The sequence below is a fragment of the Phaeovulum sp. genome, from assembly GCF_047638075.1.
Classification (GTDB): Bacteria; Pseudomonadota; Alphaproteobacteria; order Rhodobacterales; family Rhodobacteraceae; genus UBA6197.
Genome location: NZ_JBLJBV010000030.1, coordinates 1 through 15777, shown reverse-complemented (window position 1 = coordinate 15777; position 15777 = coordinate 1). Strand labels below are relative to the sequence as shown.

16 protein-coding genes are annotated in these 15777 nt (G+C 60.0%); 10 read left to right on the top strand and 6 right to left on the bottom strand.

What is annotated here, in order from left to right; translation table 11 throughout:
• Positions 1-10: 10 nt before the first annotated feature.
• A complete protein-coding gene (locus tag ACM62R_RS04735; RefSeq protein ID WP_415182910.1) occupies positions 11-1096 on the top strand; it encodes a BMP family ABC transporter substrate-binding protein in 1086 nt (361 codons plus the stop codon).
• A 580-nt stretch (positions 1097-1676) separates the two neighbouring features.
• Here ACM62R_RS04735 and ACM62R_RS04730 read toward each other — a convergent pair.
• Positions 1677-1988, bottom strand: coding sequence for an ETC complex I subunit (locus tag ACM62R_RS04730; protein WP_415182909.1), 312 nt, complete (start codon positions 1986-1988; stop codon positions 1677-1679).
• 518 nt (positions 1989-2506) lie between these two features.
• Between ACM62R_RS04730 and uvrB the strand changes: the two genes are divergently transcribed.
• A complete protein-coding gene (gene uvrB, locus ACM62R_RS04725) occupies positions 2507-4684 on the top strand; it encodes an excinuclease ABC subunit UvrB (protein ID WP_415182908.1) in 2178 nt (725 codons plus the stop codon).
• Between the two features lie 102 nt (positions 4685-4786).
• On the opposite strand, the gene ACM62R_RS04720 is transcribed toward uvrB, so the two are convergent.
• A complete protein-coding gene (locus tag ACM62R_RS04720) occupies positions 4787-5104 on the bottom strand; it encodes an antibiotic biosynthesis monooxygenase family protein (protein ID WP_415182907.1) in 318 nt (105 codons plus the stop codon).
• Between the two features lie 94 nt (positions 5105-5198).
• On the opposite strand from ACM62R_RS04720, the gene ACM62R_RS04715 reads away from it, so the two are divergent.
• Positions 5199-5375 (top strand): hypothetical protein, encoded by a 177-nt coding sequence (locus ACM62R_RS04715; protein WP_415182906.1) that lies wholly within the window; start codon positions 5199-5201, stop codon positions 5373-5375.
• On the opposite strand, the gene ACM62R_RS04710 is transcribed toward ACM62R_RS04715, so the two are convergent.
• Genes ACM62R_RS04710 through ACM62R_RS04700 form a run of 3 tightly spaced genes read right to left on the bottom strand, consistent with a single transcriptional unit; the run spans position 5372 to position 8238 of the window.
• Entirely contained in the window at positions 5372-6682 is a 1311-nt protein-coding gene (locus tag ACM62R_RS04710) for a TRAP transporter large permease (protein WP_415182905.1), read from the bottom strand. The genes ACM62R_RS04715 and ACM62R_RS04710 overlap by 4 nt on opposite strands.
• A complete protein-coding gene (locus tag ACM62R_RS04705) occupies positions 6679-7203 on the bottom strand; it encodes a TRAP transporter small permease (RefSeq protein WP_415182904.1) in 525 nt (174 codons plus the stop codon). The genes ACM62R_RS04710 and ACM62R_RS04705 overlap by 4 nt, the downstream gene beginning before the upstream one ends.
• 9 nt (positions 7204-7212) lie before the next feature.
• Positions 7213-8238, bottom strand: coding sequence for a TRAP transporter substrate-binding protein (locus ACM62R_RS04700; RefSeq protein WP_415182903.1), 1026 nt, complete (start codon positions 8236-8238; stop codon positions 7213-7215).
• Positions 8239-8400: 162 nt separating this feature from the next.
• Between ACM62R_RS04700 and ACM62R_RS04695 the strand changes: the two genes are divergently transcribed.
• From ACM62R_RS04695 to ACM62R_RS04675, 5 genes are all read left to right on the top strand, one after another.
• On the top strand, positions 8401-9447 hold the full coding sequence (locus ACM62R_RS04695) for a dipeptidase (protein ID WP_415182919.1): 1047 nt from the start codon (positions 8401-8403) through the stop codon (positions 9445-9447).
• A 180-nt stretch (positions 9448-9627) separates the two neighbouring features.
• Complete coding sequence (locus ACM62R_RS04690) at positions 9628-10725, top strand: ABC transporter substrate-binding protein (protein ID WP_415182918.1); 1098 nt, start codon at positions 9628-9630, stop codon at positions 10723-10725.
• A 71-nt stretch (positions 10726-10796) separates the two neighbouring features.
• A complete protein-coding gene (locus ACM62R_RS04685) occupies positions 10797-11672 on the top strand; it encodes an ABC transporter permease (protein WP_415182902.1) in 876 nt (291 codons plus the stop codon).
• Entirely contained in the window at positions 11669-12451 is a 783-nt protein-coding gene (locus tag ACM62R_RS04680) for an ABC transporter permease (RefSeq protein ID WP_415182901.1), read from the top strand. Before ACM62R_RS04685 ends, ACM62R_RS04680 begins: the two co-directional genes overlap by 4 nt.
• Positions 12451-13500 carry an ABC transporter ATP-binding protein gene (locus tag ACM62R_RS04675; RefSeq protein ID WP_415182900.1) on the top strand — a complete coding sequence of 350 codons (1050 nt, stop codon included), beginning with the start codon at positions 12451-12453 and terminating at the stop codon, positions 13498-13500. The genes ACM62R_RS04680 and ACM62R_RS04675 overlap by 1 nt, the downstream gene beginning before the upstream one ends.
• Positions 13501-13530: 30 nt before the next feature.
• Here the strand turns inward: ACM62R_RS04675 and ACM62R_RS04670 are convergent, their stop codons facing one another.
• A complete protein-coding gene (locus ACM62R_RS04670) occupies positions 13531-14403 on the bottom strand; it encodes a MurR/RpiR family transcriptional regulator (protein WP_415182899.1) in 873 nt (290 codons plus the stop codon).
• 141 nt (positions 14404-14544) lie between these two features.
• On the opposite strand from ACM62R_RS04670, the gene ACM62R_RS04665 reads away from it, so the two are divergent.
• Both ACM62R_RS04665 and ACM62R_RS04660 read left to right on the top strand, forming a co-directional pair.
• Complete coding sequence (locus ACM62R_RS04665; RefSeq protein ID WP_415182898.1) at positions 14545-15306, top strand: N-formylglutamate amidohydrolase; 762 nt, start codon at positions 14545-14547, stop codon at positions 15304-15306.
• On the top strand, positions 15306-15777 hold a 472-nt coding region (locus ACM62R_RS04660; RefSeq protein WP_415182897.1), incomplete at its 3' end, for a TRAP transporter small permease subunit. The genes ACM62R_RS04665 and ACM62R_RS04660, both read left to right, overlap by 1 nt.

Here is a 15777-nt window from a genome sequence, read left to right as displayed (position 1 = left end):
GGGAGTTCCCATGAACCGCAGATCTTTCCTGACTACCACCGCAATGGCCGCCGCCACGATGAGCCTTGGCATTGCCACCAGCGCCCGCGCAGACGAGCCGTTGAAGGTGGGCTATATCTACGTCGGCCCGGTGGGCGATATGGGCTACTCTTTTCAGCATGATCTGGGCCGCAAAGCCGTAGAAGAGACATATGGTGACAAGGTAATCACCTCTTATGTGGAAAACGTCCCCGAAGGCCCCGATGCCGAACGCGTCTTGACGCAGATGGCGCTGGATGGAAACAAGATCATCTTTGCCACCTCGTTTGGTTTCATGGATGCGGTGGTGAATGTCGCCGCCAAATTCCCGGATGTGAAGTTTGAACATGCTACCGGCTACAAGCGGTCCGCCAACATGGCCACCTATGACGCGCGCTTTTACGAAGGCCGCGCGGTCATTGGCACCATCGCGGGCCGGATGACCAAAACCAACAAGATCGGCTACATCGGCTCTTACCCGATCCCCGAGGTCATTCAGGGTATCAACTCAGCTTATCTGCACGCCAAAAAGGTCAACCCCGAGGTCGAGATGAAGGTGGTCTGGGCCTACACCTGGTTCGACCCCGCGAAAGAGGCGGACGCGGCCGCAGCGCTGATCGCTGATGGGGTTGACGTGATGATGCAGCACACCGACTCCACCGCCCCGCAAGCCAAGGCGCAAGAGGCGGGCATCCTGACCTTTGGTCAGGCTTCCGACATGGCCGCCTTCAAGCCCAGACCGCGCGTTTCATCAATCATCGACAACTGGGCGCCCTATTATATTGATCGCATCGGGCTGATGCTGGACGGCAAATGGGAATCGGCAGCCACCTGGAGCGGCATCGGTGACGGCGTCGTGGAGATTGGCGAAATCACCGACGCCATTCCCGCCGAGGTCAAGGAAGAGGCGCTGGCATTGGCTGCAAAGATCGGCTCGGGCGAATACCACCCCTTTACCGGCCCGATCAATAAGCAAGATGGCTCTGTCTGGCTGGCAGATGGCGAAGTTGCCGAAGACTCGGCCTTGTCCGCCCTCAACTTCTATGTAGAGGGCATTACCGCCGAATTGCCAAAGTAAAAAGCGGTCCGGCCGTTTTGCAAAAACCGGGTCTGGCCCGATATCTTCCAGAAGGCAAAACACCGGAGCCCGCCCCCTTGCAGGACGTCACGATATGGCCGCGATCTGATGGATCGCGGCCATATTTTTACGTTAACGCCTGATTGTTCCGGCAAGGTAGAGGGATAGTCCGCAGATAGGAAAATCCAGCAGAGCTGATTTCCCGCAGGATAACCACGGGACTGCAACGCTTGTGGCGTCAGGCATTAGAAGAACAACAGCAATATGGCTTTGGCGTAAAAGGGCCATCTGCATCCCATCCCGCCCGTGCCAGGCCCTACCAAGACCATCTTGGCAGGGCACTCAAACAGCCAGAGGGCATCAGATACCGCCGGATGAAGGGCTTTCGCCTATCAAGAGGCGCTTTATACCGGAAAAAGATCTGGCAACGGCCAAATTGCAAACTGATAGGTCAAGAAAAAGCCGCAGACCACAGCCCCTGACGGGTTTATCGGAAATCATTGCACCTTACCGAACGCCCATGACCAAAAGATTAGCGCCTGCCCCGCATTCATCAGATCTGGGTCGGCGCGCAAAATATCTAATGCGTCCAGGCAAAGCGCCGATCTGTCGAAAAATTCTCGCCGTAGCCGCGGGCGCGAACATTGGGTTGGCGTTTGTTGGGTTGCGCCACAGAATAGCTGATGCCGTTTTCCTTGGCGTAAGCCACGGCGGATTCGCAACTGTCAAAGCTAAGCCGAACTTGCGTTTGCGTGTCGCCAGAACTGGTCCAGCCCATCAACGGGTCAATGTCGCGGGCCTCGGCAGGGGCAAAGTCCAAAACCCAAGCCTTGGTCTTGGCGGTGCCGGACTGCATCACATTACGGGCCGGTTGATAAATACGCGCGCGCATCGACATGGGAAAACCTCTTGATAATATTCGGTCAAGGGCACCCGTGACCGACGGTCAAAACTCTTGGCAGTTATCCTAAACCCTGCGGCAAAATACAAGGCCCAAGGGGCTTTGGACTAGCCCCTCATCATTTTCAACCGGCCCCCGATTTCCGGCGTAGCAGATCAAGACACCGGTCCGGAGTTTTTTCACGATCAATCATACGCAGATTGACGGATCAAATACCCGGGGCCATTTCTTTGCCCCCAAACCCCAAATGCACCATTACCGCGATAAAGGCGACTGCCGACCAGGCTGGGGGAGCGAGGGGTGGGGTGATGCACCGGTCGGCAGCCTTTATTGCTGCTTGCAGGAACAACCTATGAACATGCGCCAAAAGACGCAACAGGAAAAATAGGCAACACCATGATTTAACTTATAAAATTGTCGTCATATCTTTACCTTTCGGTCATCTTTCCGCCAACCCCTTGTAAGTGAACATAAACGGATCAAATCTATAGGCCTGTCAAAGGTTCATCATGCCCCACAATAATACCAACGCCCTTTCCGCACGCCCCGATGTGCTGACCCGCCCCAAGCTGGAGGGCGGCAAGCGCTTTGTTTTGCACACCGAATTCTCGGCTGCGGGCGATCAGCCCACGGCCATTGCCGAGCTTACGGCGGGAATCACCGCAGGCGATCATGATCAGGTGTTGCTGGGGGCCACGGGCACCGGCAAGACCTTTACCATGGCCCGCGTGATTGAGGAAACCCAGCGCCCCGCGATCATCCTTGCCCCGAACAAAACACTCGCCGCGCAATTATACGGCGAATTCAAGGGCTTCTTTCCTGAAAACGCGGTTGAATATTTCGTATCCTACTACGATTATTACCAACCCGAGGCCTACGTCGCGCGCACCGATACCTTCATCGAGAAGGAATCCCAGATCAATGAACAGATCGACCGGATGCGCCACTCGGCCACGCGGGCGCTGTTGGAACGTGACGATGTGATCATCGTGGCCTCGGTCAGCTGCATCTACGGTATCGGATCGGTCGAAACCTATTCAGCAATGACGCAGGATATGGCCATAGGCGGGCTTTACGAGCAGCGCAAATTCCTGGCCGAACTGGTCGCGCAGGCCTATAAACGGCTGGATGCGTCGTTTCAGCGCGGCAGCTTTCGGGTGCGTGGCGATACCGTCGAAGTCTGGCCCGCCCACCTGGAGGATCGCGCCTGGCGGTTTTCGTTTTTTGGCGAGGAACTGGAGGCGATCACCGAATTTGACCCCCTCACCGGCCAGAAAACCGACAGTTTTGAGCAGATCCGCATCTACGCCAACAGCCACTACGTCACCCCGCGCCCGACGATGCAGCAGGCGATAAAGGGCATCCGGGCTGAGCTTCACCATCGGCTGAAACAGTTCAACACCGAGGGGAAATTGCTTGAGGCCCAGCGGCTTGAACAGCGCTGTAACTTTGACCTTGAAATGCTGGAGGCAACCGGCGTCTGCGCCGGGATCGAAAACTATTCGCGCTACCTGACCGGCCGCGCCCCCGGCGAGCCGCCCCCGACCCTGTTTGAATTCATCCCCGACAATGCGATCGTTTTCGCCGATGAATCGCACGTTTCAGTGCCGCAGATCGGCGGCATGTACAAAGGCGACTTTCGGCGCAAATCGACGCTGGCCGAACACGGTTTCCGCCTGCCATCGTGCATGGACAACCGGCCGCTGAAGTTTGAGGAATGGGACGCGATGCGCCCGCAATCGGTGTTCGTCTCCGCCACCCCATCGAAATGGGAATTGGAACAGGCGGGCGGCGTGTTCACCGAACAGGTCATCCGCCCCACCGGCCTTTTGGACCCGGTGATTGAGATCCGCCCCGTTGAAATGCAGGTCGATGACCTTCTGGATGAAATCCGCCGTGTCGCCGCACTGGGGCTGCGCACCCTTGTCACCACACTGACCAAACGCATGGCCGAGGATCTGACCGAATATTTCCACGAACAGGGCATCCGTATCCGCTATATGCACTCGGACATCGACACCATTGAACGTATTGAAATCTTGCGCGATTTGCGGCTGGGGGCGTTTGATGTGCTGGTCGGGATCAACCTTCTGCGTGAGGGGCTGGATATTCCCGAATGTGGGCTGGTGGCGATCCTGGACGCCGACAAGGAGGGGTTCCTGCGGTCTGAAACCTCGCTTATCCAGACCATCGGTCGGGCTGCGCGCAACGCCGATGGCCGCGTCATCATGTATGCCGACCGGATCACCGGCAGCATGGAACGCGCGATGGGCGAAACCGACCGCCGCCGTGCCAAGCAATCGGCCTATAATGAGGAACACGGCATCACCCCACAGACCGTGCGCAAGAACGTCGAGGATATTCTGGCCGGGCTTTACAAAGGCGATGTGGATATGAACCGCGTCACCGCCAAGGTAGATACCCCGCTATTCGGTGCCAATCTGGCCGCCCATCTGGAGGCGCTGCGCGGCGCCATGCGCAAGGCCGCCGAGAACCTCGAATTTGAAGAAGCCGCGCGCCTGCGCGATGAGGTGAAACGTCTGGAGGCGGTAGAGCTGGCCGTGGCCGATGACCCGCTGGCCCGGCAGGCCGATGTCGAAGCCGCCGCGCACGCGGCCGTGCAGGCCGGTGGCAGGTCCACGGCAGGGCGCGCAGGGCAGCGGGGCCGGGTAAAGCACCGCCGCTAAGCGGTCGTCCGGCCGCCCCAAACCATTTCCCGGCCGGTGGCGAACGGCAAGGTCCGGCGCATGGGCAAGGCGCCTTTGCGCTCCCCGCCGTCAAGGCCGCCGCTAAAAGGCCTCCATCACCTCATACATCACGGGTTCAAACCCACGGCAAAGCGTAGCAATGTGCCGGTTGCGTTCGCGCATTTCGGGCGTGCGCAGCATTGCCTGATAATCTTCGCGACGCGCCCATTGGCTGTAATTCGCGATTCGTGTCTGGGCATCGTTCATATGCAACCCTGCACTGATAAAACCCGGCTGGTGACGAATGCACTTTTCATAGGCATCTTGCAGCGCCTCCATCAAATCGCTGGCGGTGGCGGGTGTCATTTCAAACGTGCATATTACGGTTTGACCGTCAAAATTCTTGGCTATTTGTGGCATCGCTGGCTCCTTCTGGTGGCGTATCCTGACATAGCTTTGCGGAAAAATCACGCCCCAGCTTGTTGTTCGGGGGTGCGGCGGATAAGCTTAGCCGATGAAGGTTCTTGACCGACACGATCCATTCTTTGCGGCCCCCTGGCGACGCTGGCTTACGGTGCTGGCCCCGGGGGTTTGGGCGGTGTTTGAACTGATGACCGGCAGCCCCGGATGGGCACTGATGTTTGCCGCCATAAGCACCTATGCCGCATGGGAACTTTTCTTGCGCCGCTAAAGCGCGAACAGCACCAACCCCGGAAAGGCAATCAAAAGCGCGATCCGTATCACGTCAGAGGCGACAAACCATGCCACCGCCCGGTAGGTAGCAGCAATTGGCGTTTCGCGGTCCAATGCGTTGATTACAAACAGGTTCATGCCAACGGGCGGGGTCATCAGCCCAACCTCGACCACGATCAGCACCAATACACCAAACCAGATCGGCAACAGATCGGGCGCAATGCCGAAATCCAACCCCGATACGACGGGGTAGAATATGGGAACAGTCAACAAAATCATCGACAGGCTATCCATCAGACAGCCCAGCAGCAGGTAAAACACCAGTATCAGCGCCAGCACGCCCCACGGGCTGATGCCCAGTTCCAGCACAAGGCCCGATAGTTCCTGCGGAACCCGCGCATAGGCCAGAAAGCTGTTGTAGACCGCCGCCCCCAGAATGATGAAAAAGATCATTCCCGTGGTCTCGGCTGTCGCCAAAAGACTGTCGCGCAGCCCCTTCCAACCCAAGCCCCCGGCGGTAAATGCCATGAGCCCAGTGCCCGCAGCGCCCACGGCAGCGCCCTCTGTTGGGTTGAAGATACCGCCGTAAATACCGAAAACAACGAGGAAAAATACCAGAACGACTGGCCAGACGCGGGCCAATGCGCCGAGCCGTTCGCCCGCGCTGGCCCTTGGGCGCAGCCCTGCCGCATCAGGGTGACGGCGCACATAAAGCGCAATGGCCAGCATATAGCCCAGCGCCGCCAGAACCCCGGGCAGCACCGCCGCCAGAAACAGTTGGGCAATGTTGGTTTCGGTCAGGATCGCATAGACTACCAGCACCACCGACGGCGGGATCAGTATCCCCAACGTCCCGCCTGCAGCCAGCGTCGCGGTGGAAAGCCCGCCGGAATAGCCCGCCGCTTTCAACTCTGGCAGCGCGACCCGCCCCATCGTCGCCGCTGTTGCCAGGGATGAGCCGCAGATCGCGCCAAACCCGGCGCAGGCGCCAATTGCGGCCATCGCCATACCGCCCCTGCGGTGGCCCAAAAACGCCTCGGCTGCGCGAAACAGTGCCGTGCTGAGTCCGCCCAAGGTGGCAAACTGCCCCATCAACAGGAACATCGGCACTACCGCGAGGTTGTAGTTGGAAAACGTTGAGAAACTTTCGTTTTTCAGCTTGGCCAGCAGCATGGTCGGGCTGCCCGTCACCAGCGACAGCCCCACCGCGCCACATATCAACATGGCAAGCCCGATCGGCGCGCGGGCGAATATCAGCCCCAGCAGAACCGGAAGCGACAGATATCCAAGGGCCAGCGTGCTCATCCCCAAGGGCCTTTCAGGGCGGCCCAGAATGTTACCAGCGCGGCGACCGTGGCCGCAAACAGGCTGGCGGCATAGGCCCACCACAGGGGTATCTGCAAAAGAAACGTCGTCTCGCCGCTGCGCATCTTGCCCGCCATCCCTGCCCCCAGACGCCAGGCGATCAGCACCATGGCACCCGCCATCAGGACCTGCCAGACCGCAGAAAGACGGCGGATCATCCAACCCGGCAGCGCATCGGTGAACACGGCCACTGTGGCATGGGCACGGCGGATCTGGACCAAGGGCAGACAGGCAAAAACCACAAAGGCCATGGCCAGTTCGACCAACTCATAACTGGCCCTCAACGGCCCGACGCCCATTGCCAAAAGCGCCGCGCCAAGCCCCGGCGCCCAGCGTTCGACCATGCCAGATTGCGCCAACGTCAGGGCAGCGTTGCCCGCAACGCTAAGGCAGATCATGCCGATCATCGCCAACAACACCGCGCCCCCGGCCAATGCCATCGCCTGCGCCAGACGCTCCATGATACGTCCTTAGTGGCTATGCGCAGCAATCGCGGCGCGGGCCGCATCAAGCAACGCCTGACCATCGATTCCGGCGCCGGCAACCTCGGCAATCCAGGCGGCGGTGACGGGGGTAGCGGCGGTCTCCCATCGGGTGGCCTCATCCTCGGACAGGGTAACGATGGAATTGCCCAGGTCTTCGGCAGCTTTGCGCGCGGGGATATCTTCGGCCTGCTGCAAACGCCCCGCCTCGGCCGAGAATGCCGCACCCGAGGCCGCGTCGATTACCGCCCTCAGATCGTCGGGCAGGCGGGCGTAGCTATCTTTGTTCATTGCCAGAATGAAGGTCGCAACATAGATGCCTTTACCGGGAAATTCGGTGTGGTTATGGACCAATTCCCCCACCTTGAGCGAGGCCGACACCTCCCACGGCAAGAGCGCGCCATCAATCACGCCTTTGGACAGCGCCTCGGGCACGGCAGGCACCGGCATTCCCACCGGCACCGCCCCCAGCGTCTCAAGCAGCATCGTCGTGGTGCGTGAGGGCGCGCGCAATGTCAGCCCGGCCATGTCTTCCAGCGTCCGCACCGGGCGCGCCGAATGGATCACGCCGCGCCCGTGCACCCAAGCGCCCAGCAGGTGCAGGTCTTTGAAATCCGTGTCTTTCATCTGCGATTGCGCCAGATCCCAATAGGCGGCGCTGGCGGCCTCGGCGTCAGTCACCAGAAACGGAAGCTCGAACACCTCGGTCCGGGGAAAGCGCCCAGGCGTATAGCCCGGCAGCGTCCAGACGATATCCACCACACCATCGACCACCTGATCGACCAGATCGGTGGGCTTGCCGCCCAGTTGCATCGAGGGGTAGCGCTCAATCTTGATACGCCCATCCGAGGCTTTCTCGATCCCGTCTGCCCAAGGCGTCAGGATATGAGCGGGAACAAAGCTTTGCTCGGGTAGGAACTGGTGCAGACGCAGCGTGACCTCTTGCGCGGTGGCAGGGGCGGCTAGGGCAAGGATCAGCGCGGCAAGGCGCGCGGCGGGGCGAAACAATGTCATCAGGCAGCTCCCATCAGATGGTGGCGCACTATGTTGGGGGGCGGGCGATCTGTCCACCACTTCGCGTGACCAATAGTCAATATCGCGTGCGAAAGGCCCCCTGATGCCCCCTCGCAACGCGCCCGCCTCTCTGGCAGGCTGCGCGGAAAAGAGAGGTGCGTGATGATTCCCGTTTTTGATGGCCATAACGATTTTCTGCTGTGGTTGATGCGCGAACCGGCACGGCGTGAAAAGATCTGGTTTCAGGGTAACCCCAAAGGCCAGATGGATCTGCCGCGCATCAAGGCGGGCGGATTCGCAGGCGGTTTCTTTGCGATCTACATCCCCTCGCCCGATGCGGGGTTTGACCATGACGCCGCGATGGACAACCCGCCCTATGCGCTGCCCCTGCCCGATCTGATACCTGCCGCCATAGCGCAGCCGATAGCCCTGACGATGCTGGGGCACCTGCTGTGGCTGGAGCGGACAGGAACACTGGCGATCTGCCGCACCGTCGCAGATATCCGCGCGGCAATGGTGGCGGGCAAGGTTGCCGCCGTGCTGCACTTTGAGGGGGCCGAGGCGATCGGCCCTGATCTGGACGCGCTGCATATCTGGCACGCGCTGGGGCTGCGCAGTCTGGGGCCGGTCTGGTCACGCCCCACCGTCTTTGGTCATGGCGTGCCGTTCGCGTTTCCATCGTCGCCCGATACCGGGCCGGGGTTGACCGAGGCGGGAAAACGGCTGGTCAGGGAATGCAACGAGCTGAAAATCATGCTGGATCTGTCGCATCTGAATGAGGCCGGGTTCAACGATGTGGCCGCCCTTTCGGACGCACCGTTGGTGGCAACCCATTCCAACGCCCATGCCATCACCTCCAGTTCGCGCAACCTGACCGACCGGCAGTTGGCGATGGTGCGCGATTCGGGCGGGGTCGTGGGGCTGAACTATGCCACCGCGTTCCTGTCACCCGAGGGGCGGCAGCGCCCGTTTACGGGCTGGGCGCCGGTGCTGCGTCACCTTGATCATCTGCTTTCTCTGCTGGGGGAAAACCATCTGGCGCTGGGATCAGACTTTGACGGCGCCACGCTGCCCGCCGATCTGGGCGATGTCGCCGGCCTGCCCCGGTTGTTGGCTGCAATGAAGGATCATGGTTATGGCAACGAATTAATTGAGAAAATTGCCTGTAAAAACTGGCTTTGCGTGCTGGAACGAACCTGGGGGGCCTAGCGACAGGTGCAGTTAACGTAACGACGCCCTAACAGATTTGTTGCAAGCCCGACGATTTAGAGCAAATCTGTTCAAAGCGAAGGTGCGGCGTCGGATGAACGTCACAAAAAGCATCTGTTGCAACGGTGCGCCCAAATACGGGCCCTGACATCCGCTAACGGGGAGACGATTTAGATGAAGATGAAACCGATGCACTGGCTTGCCGGCGCCGCAGCGCTGATGGCCTCAACGGCCCTTGTGCAGGCCCAGGATATGGCCACGCTGGAAGCGGCCGCAAAGGCCGAAGGCATGCTGACCACCGTTGCCCTGCCGCATGACTGGTGCGGCTATGGCGATGTGATTGCGGGCTTCAAGGCCAAATATCCCGAAATCACGGTGAATGAACTGAACCCGGACGCAGGTTCGGCGGATGAGATCGAGGCGATCAAGGCCAATCAGGGCAATACCGGCCCCCAAGCCCCCGATGTCATCGACGTGGGGCTGGCCTATGGCCCCTCGGCCAAGGCCGAAGGCCTGACGTTGCCTTACAAGGTGTCAACCTGGGATGAAATTCCCGATGCGGTGAAAGACGCCGATGGCCATTGGTACGGCGACTACTACGGCGTGATGGCCTTCATGGTGAACAAGGATCTGGTTGATAACACGCCGACCGACTGGCCAGACCTGCTAAAGCCGGAATACGCGAATGCGGTTGCCTTGGCCGGCGACCCGCGCGCCTCTAACCAGGCCATCCTGTCATTGCTGGCAGCGGGCATGTCGCGCGGCGGCACGGCAGGTAAAGACGCTGGCGATAAGGGCTTGGAATATTTTGCCGAGATGAACAAGGCCGGCAACTTCGTTCCGGTCATCGGCAAGGCGGGCACCCTGGCACAGGGCGCCACGCCGATCGTCATCATCTGGGACTACAACGCCCTGTCGGCACGCGATGCGCTTGCAGGTAACCCGCCGATTGACGTGATCATCCCGTCAACCGGCGTTCTGGCAGGCGTTTATGTGCAGGCAATCAGCGCCTACGCGCCCCACCCCAACGCCGCCAAACTTTGGATGGAGTATCTCTATTCCGATGAGGGGCAGTTGGGTTGGCTGAAGGGGTATTGCCACCCTGCCCGCTTTAACGCGATGGCTGCCGCTGGCAAGATCCCGGCCGAATTGCTGGAAGCCCTGCCCCCTGCCGCCGCCTATGAAGCGGCCTATTTCCCGACGCTGGAGGAGCAGGACGCCAGCAAGGAAGCCGTCACCGCCGGTTGGGATACGGTCGTTGGCACCAACGTCCAGTAAAGGGACGCGATAACACCGCCCGCCCCGGTATGCGCCGGGGCGCGCCCATAAAAATCCCACAGGAATAGCTAATGACCGCGCTACCCCCCACCGCGCCCCGCCCACGTCTGTCGATGACGTGGCTGGGCATCGTGCCTTTTGTCATCTTCGCGCTTTTGTTTCTGCTTTTACCCACGATGAAAATTGTGGTGGGCGCGTTTCAAAATGCCCAAGGTGAATTTACCTTTGCCAATGTCGCGCAGTTGTTTCAGGGCTCCATCCCGGCTTACTATCTCATATCAATAAAGATTTCGGTGGCGTCGTCGCTGTTTGGCTGCTTGATCGGGTTTGCCGTTGCGGCCTCGGTTACGCTGGGGGGGCTGCCAAAGGTCATCCGGGCGCCGCTGATGACGTTTTCGGGGGTCGCCTCCAACTTTGCGGGGGTGCCGTTGGCCTTTGCCTTTCTGGCGACATTGGGGCGGCTGGGGCTGGTCACGATGCTGCTGAAAAGCTGGTTTGGCATCAATATCTACGGGCTGGGTTTCAACCTTCTGTCGTTCTGGGGGCTGACCCTGACCTATCTGTTTTTCCAGATCCCGCTGATGATCCTGATCATCACCCCGGCATTGGACGGGCTAAAGCGCGAATGGAAAGAGGCCGCCAGCATTCTGGGCGCCACGGGGCCGCAATACTGGCGCATGGTGGCCCTTCCGATCCTGTTTCCGTCATTGCTGGGCACTTTTGCGCTGCTGTTTGCCAATTCATTCGGGGCAGTAGCCACGGCCTACGCGCTGACCGGATCGTCCATGTCGATCGTGCCGATCGTGCTGTTCGCGCAGATCCGTGGCGATGTGCTGCAAGACCCGCATCTGGGCTACGCGCTGGCCTTTGGCATGATCGTCGTCACCGGTGTTGCCAATGGCATCTACATCTGGCTGCGCACCCGCAGCGAAAGGTGGATGAAATGACCCGGATCTGGTCTTGGCTTGCGCTTGCGCTTGGGTTGGTTTATTTTTTCCTGCCGCTGATTGCCACGCTTGAGTTTTCGCTGAAAATGCGGCGCGGCGTCTATTCGCTCGATGCCTACCGTAAGGTGCTGGAGGATCCGCAATTTCGCGAAACCATCACCTATTCCGTGGTGATGGCGCTGATTACCATTGCTTTCGGGGTGCTTTTGGTGGTGCCAACCGCCTATTGGGTGCGCTTGAAACTACCAAGGCTGCGGCCGCTGGTCGAATTTGTCACCCTGCTGCCACTGGTAATTCCGGCGATTGTCATCGTGTTTGGTTATATCCGGCTTTTCAACACCTCTAGCTGGTTGCCAATGACCGGCACCGCCACCGGCACCAACCTTTTGCTGATGTTTGGCTACGCCACGCTGTCGCTGCCCTATATGTACCGCGCGGTTGACACCGGGCTGCGCACCATCGACGTCGCGACCCTGACCGAGGCGGCGCAGTCGCTGGGGGCGGGGTGGATTACCATTCTGGCAAAGGTGATCCTGCCCAACGTCCTGATCGCGGTGTTGTCGGGGGCATTTGTCACCTTCGCCATCGTGATGGGCGAATTCACCATGGCGGCGCTACTGAACCGCCCGGCCTTCGGGCCCTATATGCAACTGATGGGTGCCAACCGCGCCTATGAACCAGCCGCATTGGCGGTGATCGCGTTTGCGATTACCTGGGCCTGCATGGGGCTTATTCAACTGGTCACCCGGTTCTCCAAACACACGAAGGCGGCACGCTGATGTCATTTCTTAAAATCGCACATCTGGAGAAATTCTTTGGACCTATGCAGGTCGTCAAGGATTTCAACCTGACTGTTGAACAGGGGGAATTCGTTTCACTTTTAGGGCCCTCGGGCTGTGGCAAGACCACGGTCTTGCGAATGGTCGCGGGGTTTGAGGCACCCACATCGGGCGTCATCACGATCGAGGATCAGGATCTGGTCCGGCTGAAACCGAACCAACGCAATATCGGCATGGTGTTTCAGGCCTACGCGCTGTTTCCCAACCTGACAGTGGCGCAGAACGTGGGCTTTGGGCTGCGCGTCAAAGGCATGGCCCGCGCCAAGATTGGCGACCGGGTGACCGAGATGCTGGAATTGATCGGCCTGCCCGATCTGGCCAGCCGCTATCCCTACCAGCTATCGGGGGGGCAACAGCAGCGCGTGGCACTGGCGCGCGCACTGGCCGTGCGGCCCCATGTGCTACTGCTCGATGAGCCGCTATCAGCGCTGGACGCGAAAATCCGCGTCAGCCTCCGCAATGAGATCCGCCTGATTCAGAAGAAACTGGGGATCACCACGATCTTCGTGACCCACGATCAGGAAGAGGCCCTTTCCATGTCAGACCGCGTTGTGGTCATGCATCGGGGCATTGCAGACCAGGTCGGCACCCCGTTCGAGATTTACAATAAACCCGCCACGAAATTCGTTGCGAACTTTGTTGGCACCCTGAACACGCTGACCGCCGAGGTCACCAACCCGGCCTCTGGCAAGGTCCGCATTGGCAAGACCGAGGCCACCCTGGGGCGCCCGCTGCCCGCCGGCAAGGTCACGCTGGCGGTTCGCCCAGAGATGGTCAGCCTAGGGGTGACGCCGGGCCGTGAAACCGTTTTGCGTGGCAGGGTGGTCGAGGTCGACTTTCTCGGCTCGGTGATCCGGTTGCGCGGCGACATCGGGGGGGCGGTGCTGGCCTTTGACACGTTCAACAATTCCAGCACCCCGCCGCCGTCGGTCGGTGACACCGTGGACATGGCGCTGAACGCGGCCGATCTGCTGGTCTTGGCCGACTGATCGACGCTGGGCAGAAACCGCGGTGCGGTGTTATCTGGAGCGACGGAAAAAGCGCGCGCGGGCGTAAAGTTCTTCTAGCCGTTTCATCCGCGTGGCGGTTTCCTCCCACGTCAGGCTTTGCACCGCCGCCATCAGCGTTTCTACCAGAACCTGAATCGCCACGGTGCTGTCCCAGGCCGAGGGCACCTCGATCTGGGCCGAAAACCGAAACCGCGCATGGGCGGCGGCCGGGCTGACCCAAGGGTCGGTAATCAGCACCACCTCGGCGCCCTGTTCTGCTGCCATTTCAACTAGTTGCAGCACGTTGTTTTCATAACGGCGAATGTCGAAGGCCAGCAACACATCGCCTTCGCGCATCTCGATCATCGCAGCAGGCCAGGCGTTGGATACATCAGAAATCAGGCTCACGCCGGGGCGGATAACCTTCATATGGGTGACGAAATAGTTGGCCATTGCATAGGTGATGCGGCCCCCTGTGGCAAAAACCTTGCGCGAAGGGTCTGCCATCAGCGCCGCAGCGGCATCGAATTCGGCGTGGTCTATCTGCGCCAATGTGGCCTCCAGGTTGCCCAGGACCGAATTGGCAAAGCGATTGAGGATATGGGTGTCAGGCACGCCGCCTGCCCAGCGGTCATGTTTGGCCAGCGGCGAAACCAGCCGCTCTTCGACCTCGCTACGGATACCCGCCTGAAAGTCGGGATAGCCCTTGAAACCCAGCTTTTGCACCAGCCGCACAACGGTGGGTGATGAAACATCGGCCGCTTTTGCCAACGCCGTCACCGAGCCCAGCGCCGGCACCGGATAATGGCGCAGCAAGTGTGATGCCAATTGCCGCTCTGCCCGTGTCATCGCCTCAAAATCGGCGCGCAGGCGTTCTTCGATCGTCTTTTGCACAGTTACCACGTCGCATCCCTTTCGCTGCCATCAGGCGCGTTTACAAGAACAGTTTGTAACAGTCGCAAGCAAATTGAAATTATATTGACAGAATCCATTCCGCAGTGGACGCTCTGCAAAACAATAGACAAGAATCGACAGGGAACAACAATGTTACTGCCTACGCCCGACACGGTTGTATCCGTCGAAAACGTCGACGGGTGCCGGCCTTTTGTGATGGTCTGCGAACATGCCTCGAATGAATTTCCCGCGCCTTGGGGGGATCTGGGGCTAAGCGCAGAGCAGCGGCAGGCGCATATCGCCTGGGATCCGGGGGCGTTAAGTGTGGCGCGGGGGCTGGCGTGGCGGCTGGACGGGCCCTTGATAGCGGCCAAGGTGTCGCGGCTGATCTATGATCTGAACCGCCCGCCCCACGCGCCCAGCGCCATGGCTGCCCGTAGCGAGCGGCACGACATTCCGGGCAACGCCGCGCTGTCACCAACAGACCGTCTGGCCCGATCCAACGCGATATATTTGCCGTTTCACGCGCGGGTGCGCGCCGAGCTTGTGCGCCGGCTGGCGCAGGGGCAAAGCCCGATTCTGGTAACGGTGCACAGCTTTACCCCGGTTTATGACGGCCAGCCCCGGTCGGTCGAACTTGGCGTCATCCATGACGCCGCCCCCGACCTGGCCCAAGCCGTTCTGGCCGAGGCGAAGGCGCAAACGATTATGACATCGCGGCTGAACGAGCCCTATAGCGCCGCTGATGGGGTCACGCACACCCTTGCCCTGCACGCAACCCCGTTGGGCCTGCTCAATGTCATGCTTGAGATCCGCAACGACCTGATCGCCACCCCCGAATCCCAAAACGAGATGGCCGCCGAGCTGGCCCCGGTGCTGATGCGCGCCCTTAATCGGCTGGAGGGGGCCTGATGCCGCAATGGATCAGAACCTATGTCCGCGTGGTCGAGACGGTGAATTACCGCGTCGGACGGTTTGCGATGTATCTGCTGTTCGTGATGATGGGGGTGTTGATGTGGTCATCGGCCAGCAAGGTGGTGCATCTGCCCGCCAACTGGACGCTGGAAATGGCGCAGTTCACGCTGGTGGCCTATTACCTGCTGGGGGCGCCCTATTCGTTACAACTGGGCACCAATGTGCGCATGGATCTGCTTTATGCGCGGCTTAATCTGCGTACGCAGGCGTTGTGGGACGTGTTCACCATTTTCGCGCTGCTCTTTTACCTCTGCGTCATGCTTTACGGCGCGGTTGAAAGCACCGCCTATGCGTTTGAGGTGGGCGAACGCAGCCCCACGGCCTGGCGCCCCTATATGTGGCCGATCAAGGTAATTATCTGTTCCAGTTTTGTGCTGATGATCCTTCAGGCACTGGTTCATCTGTTCC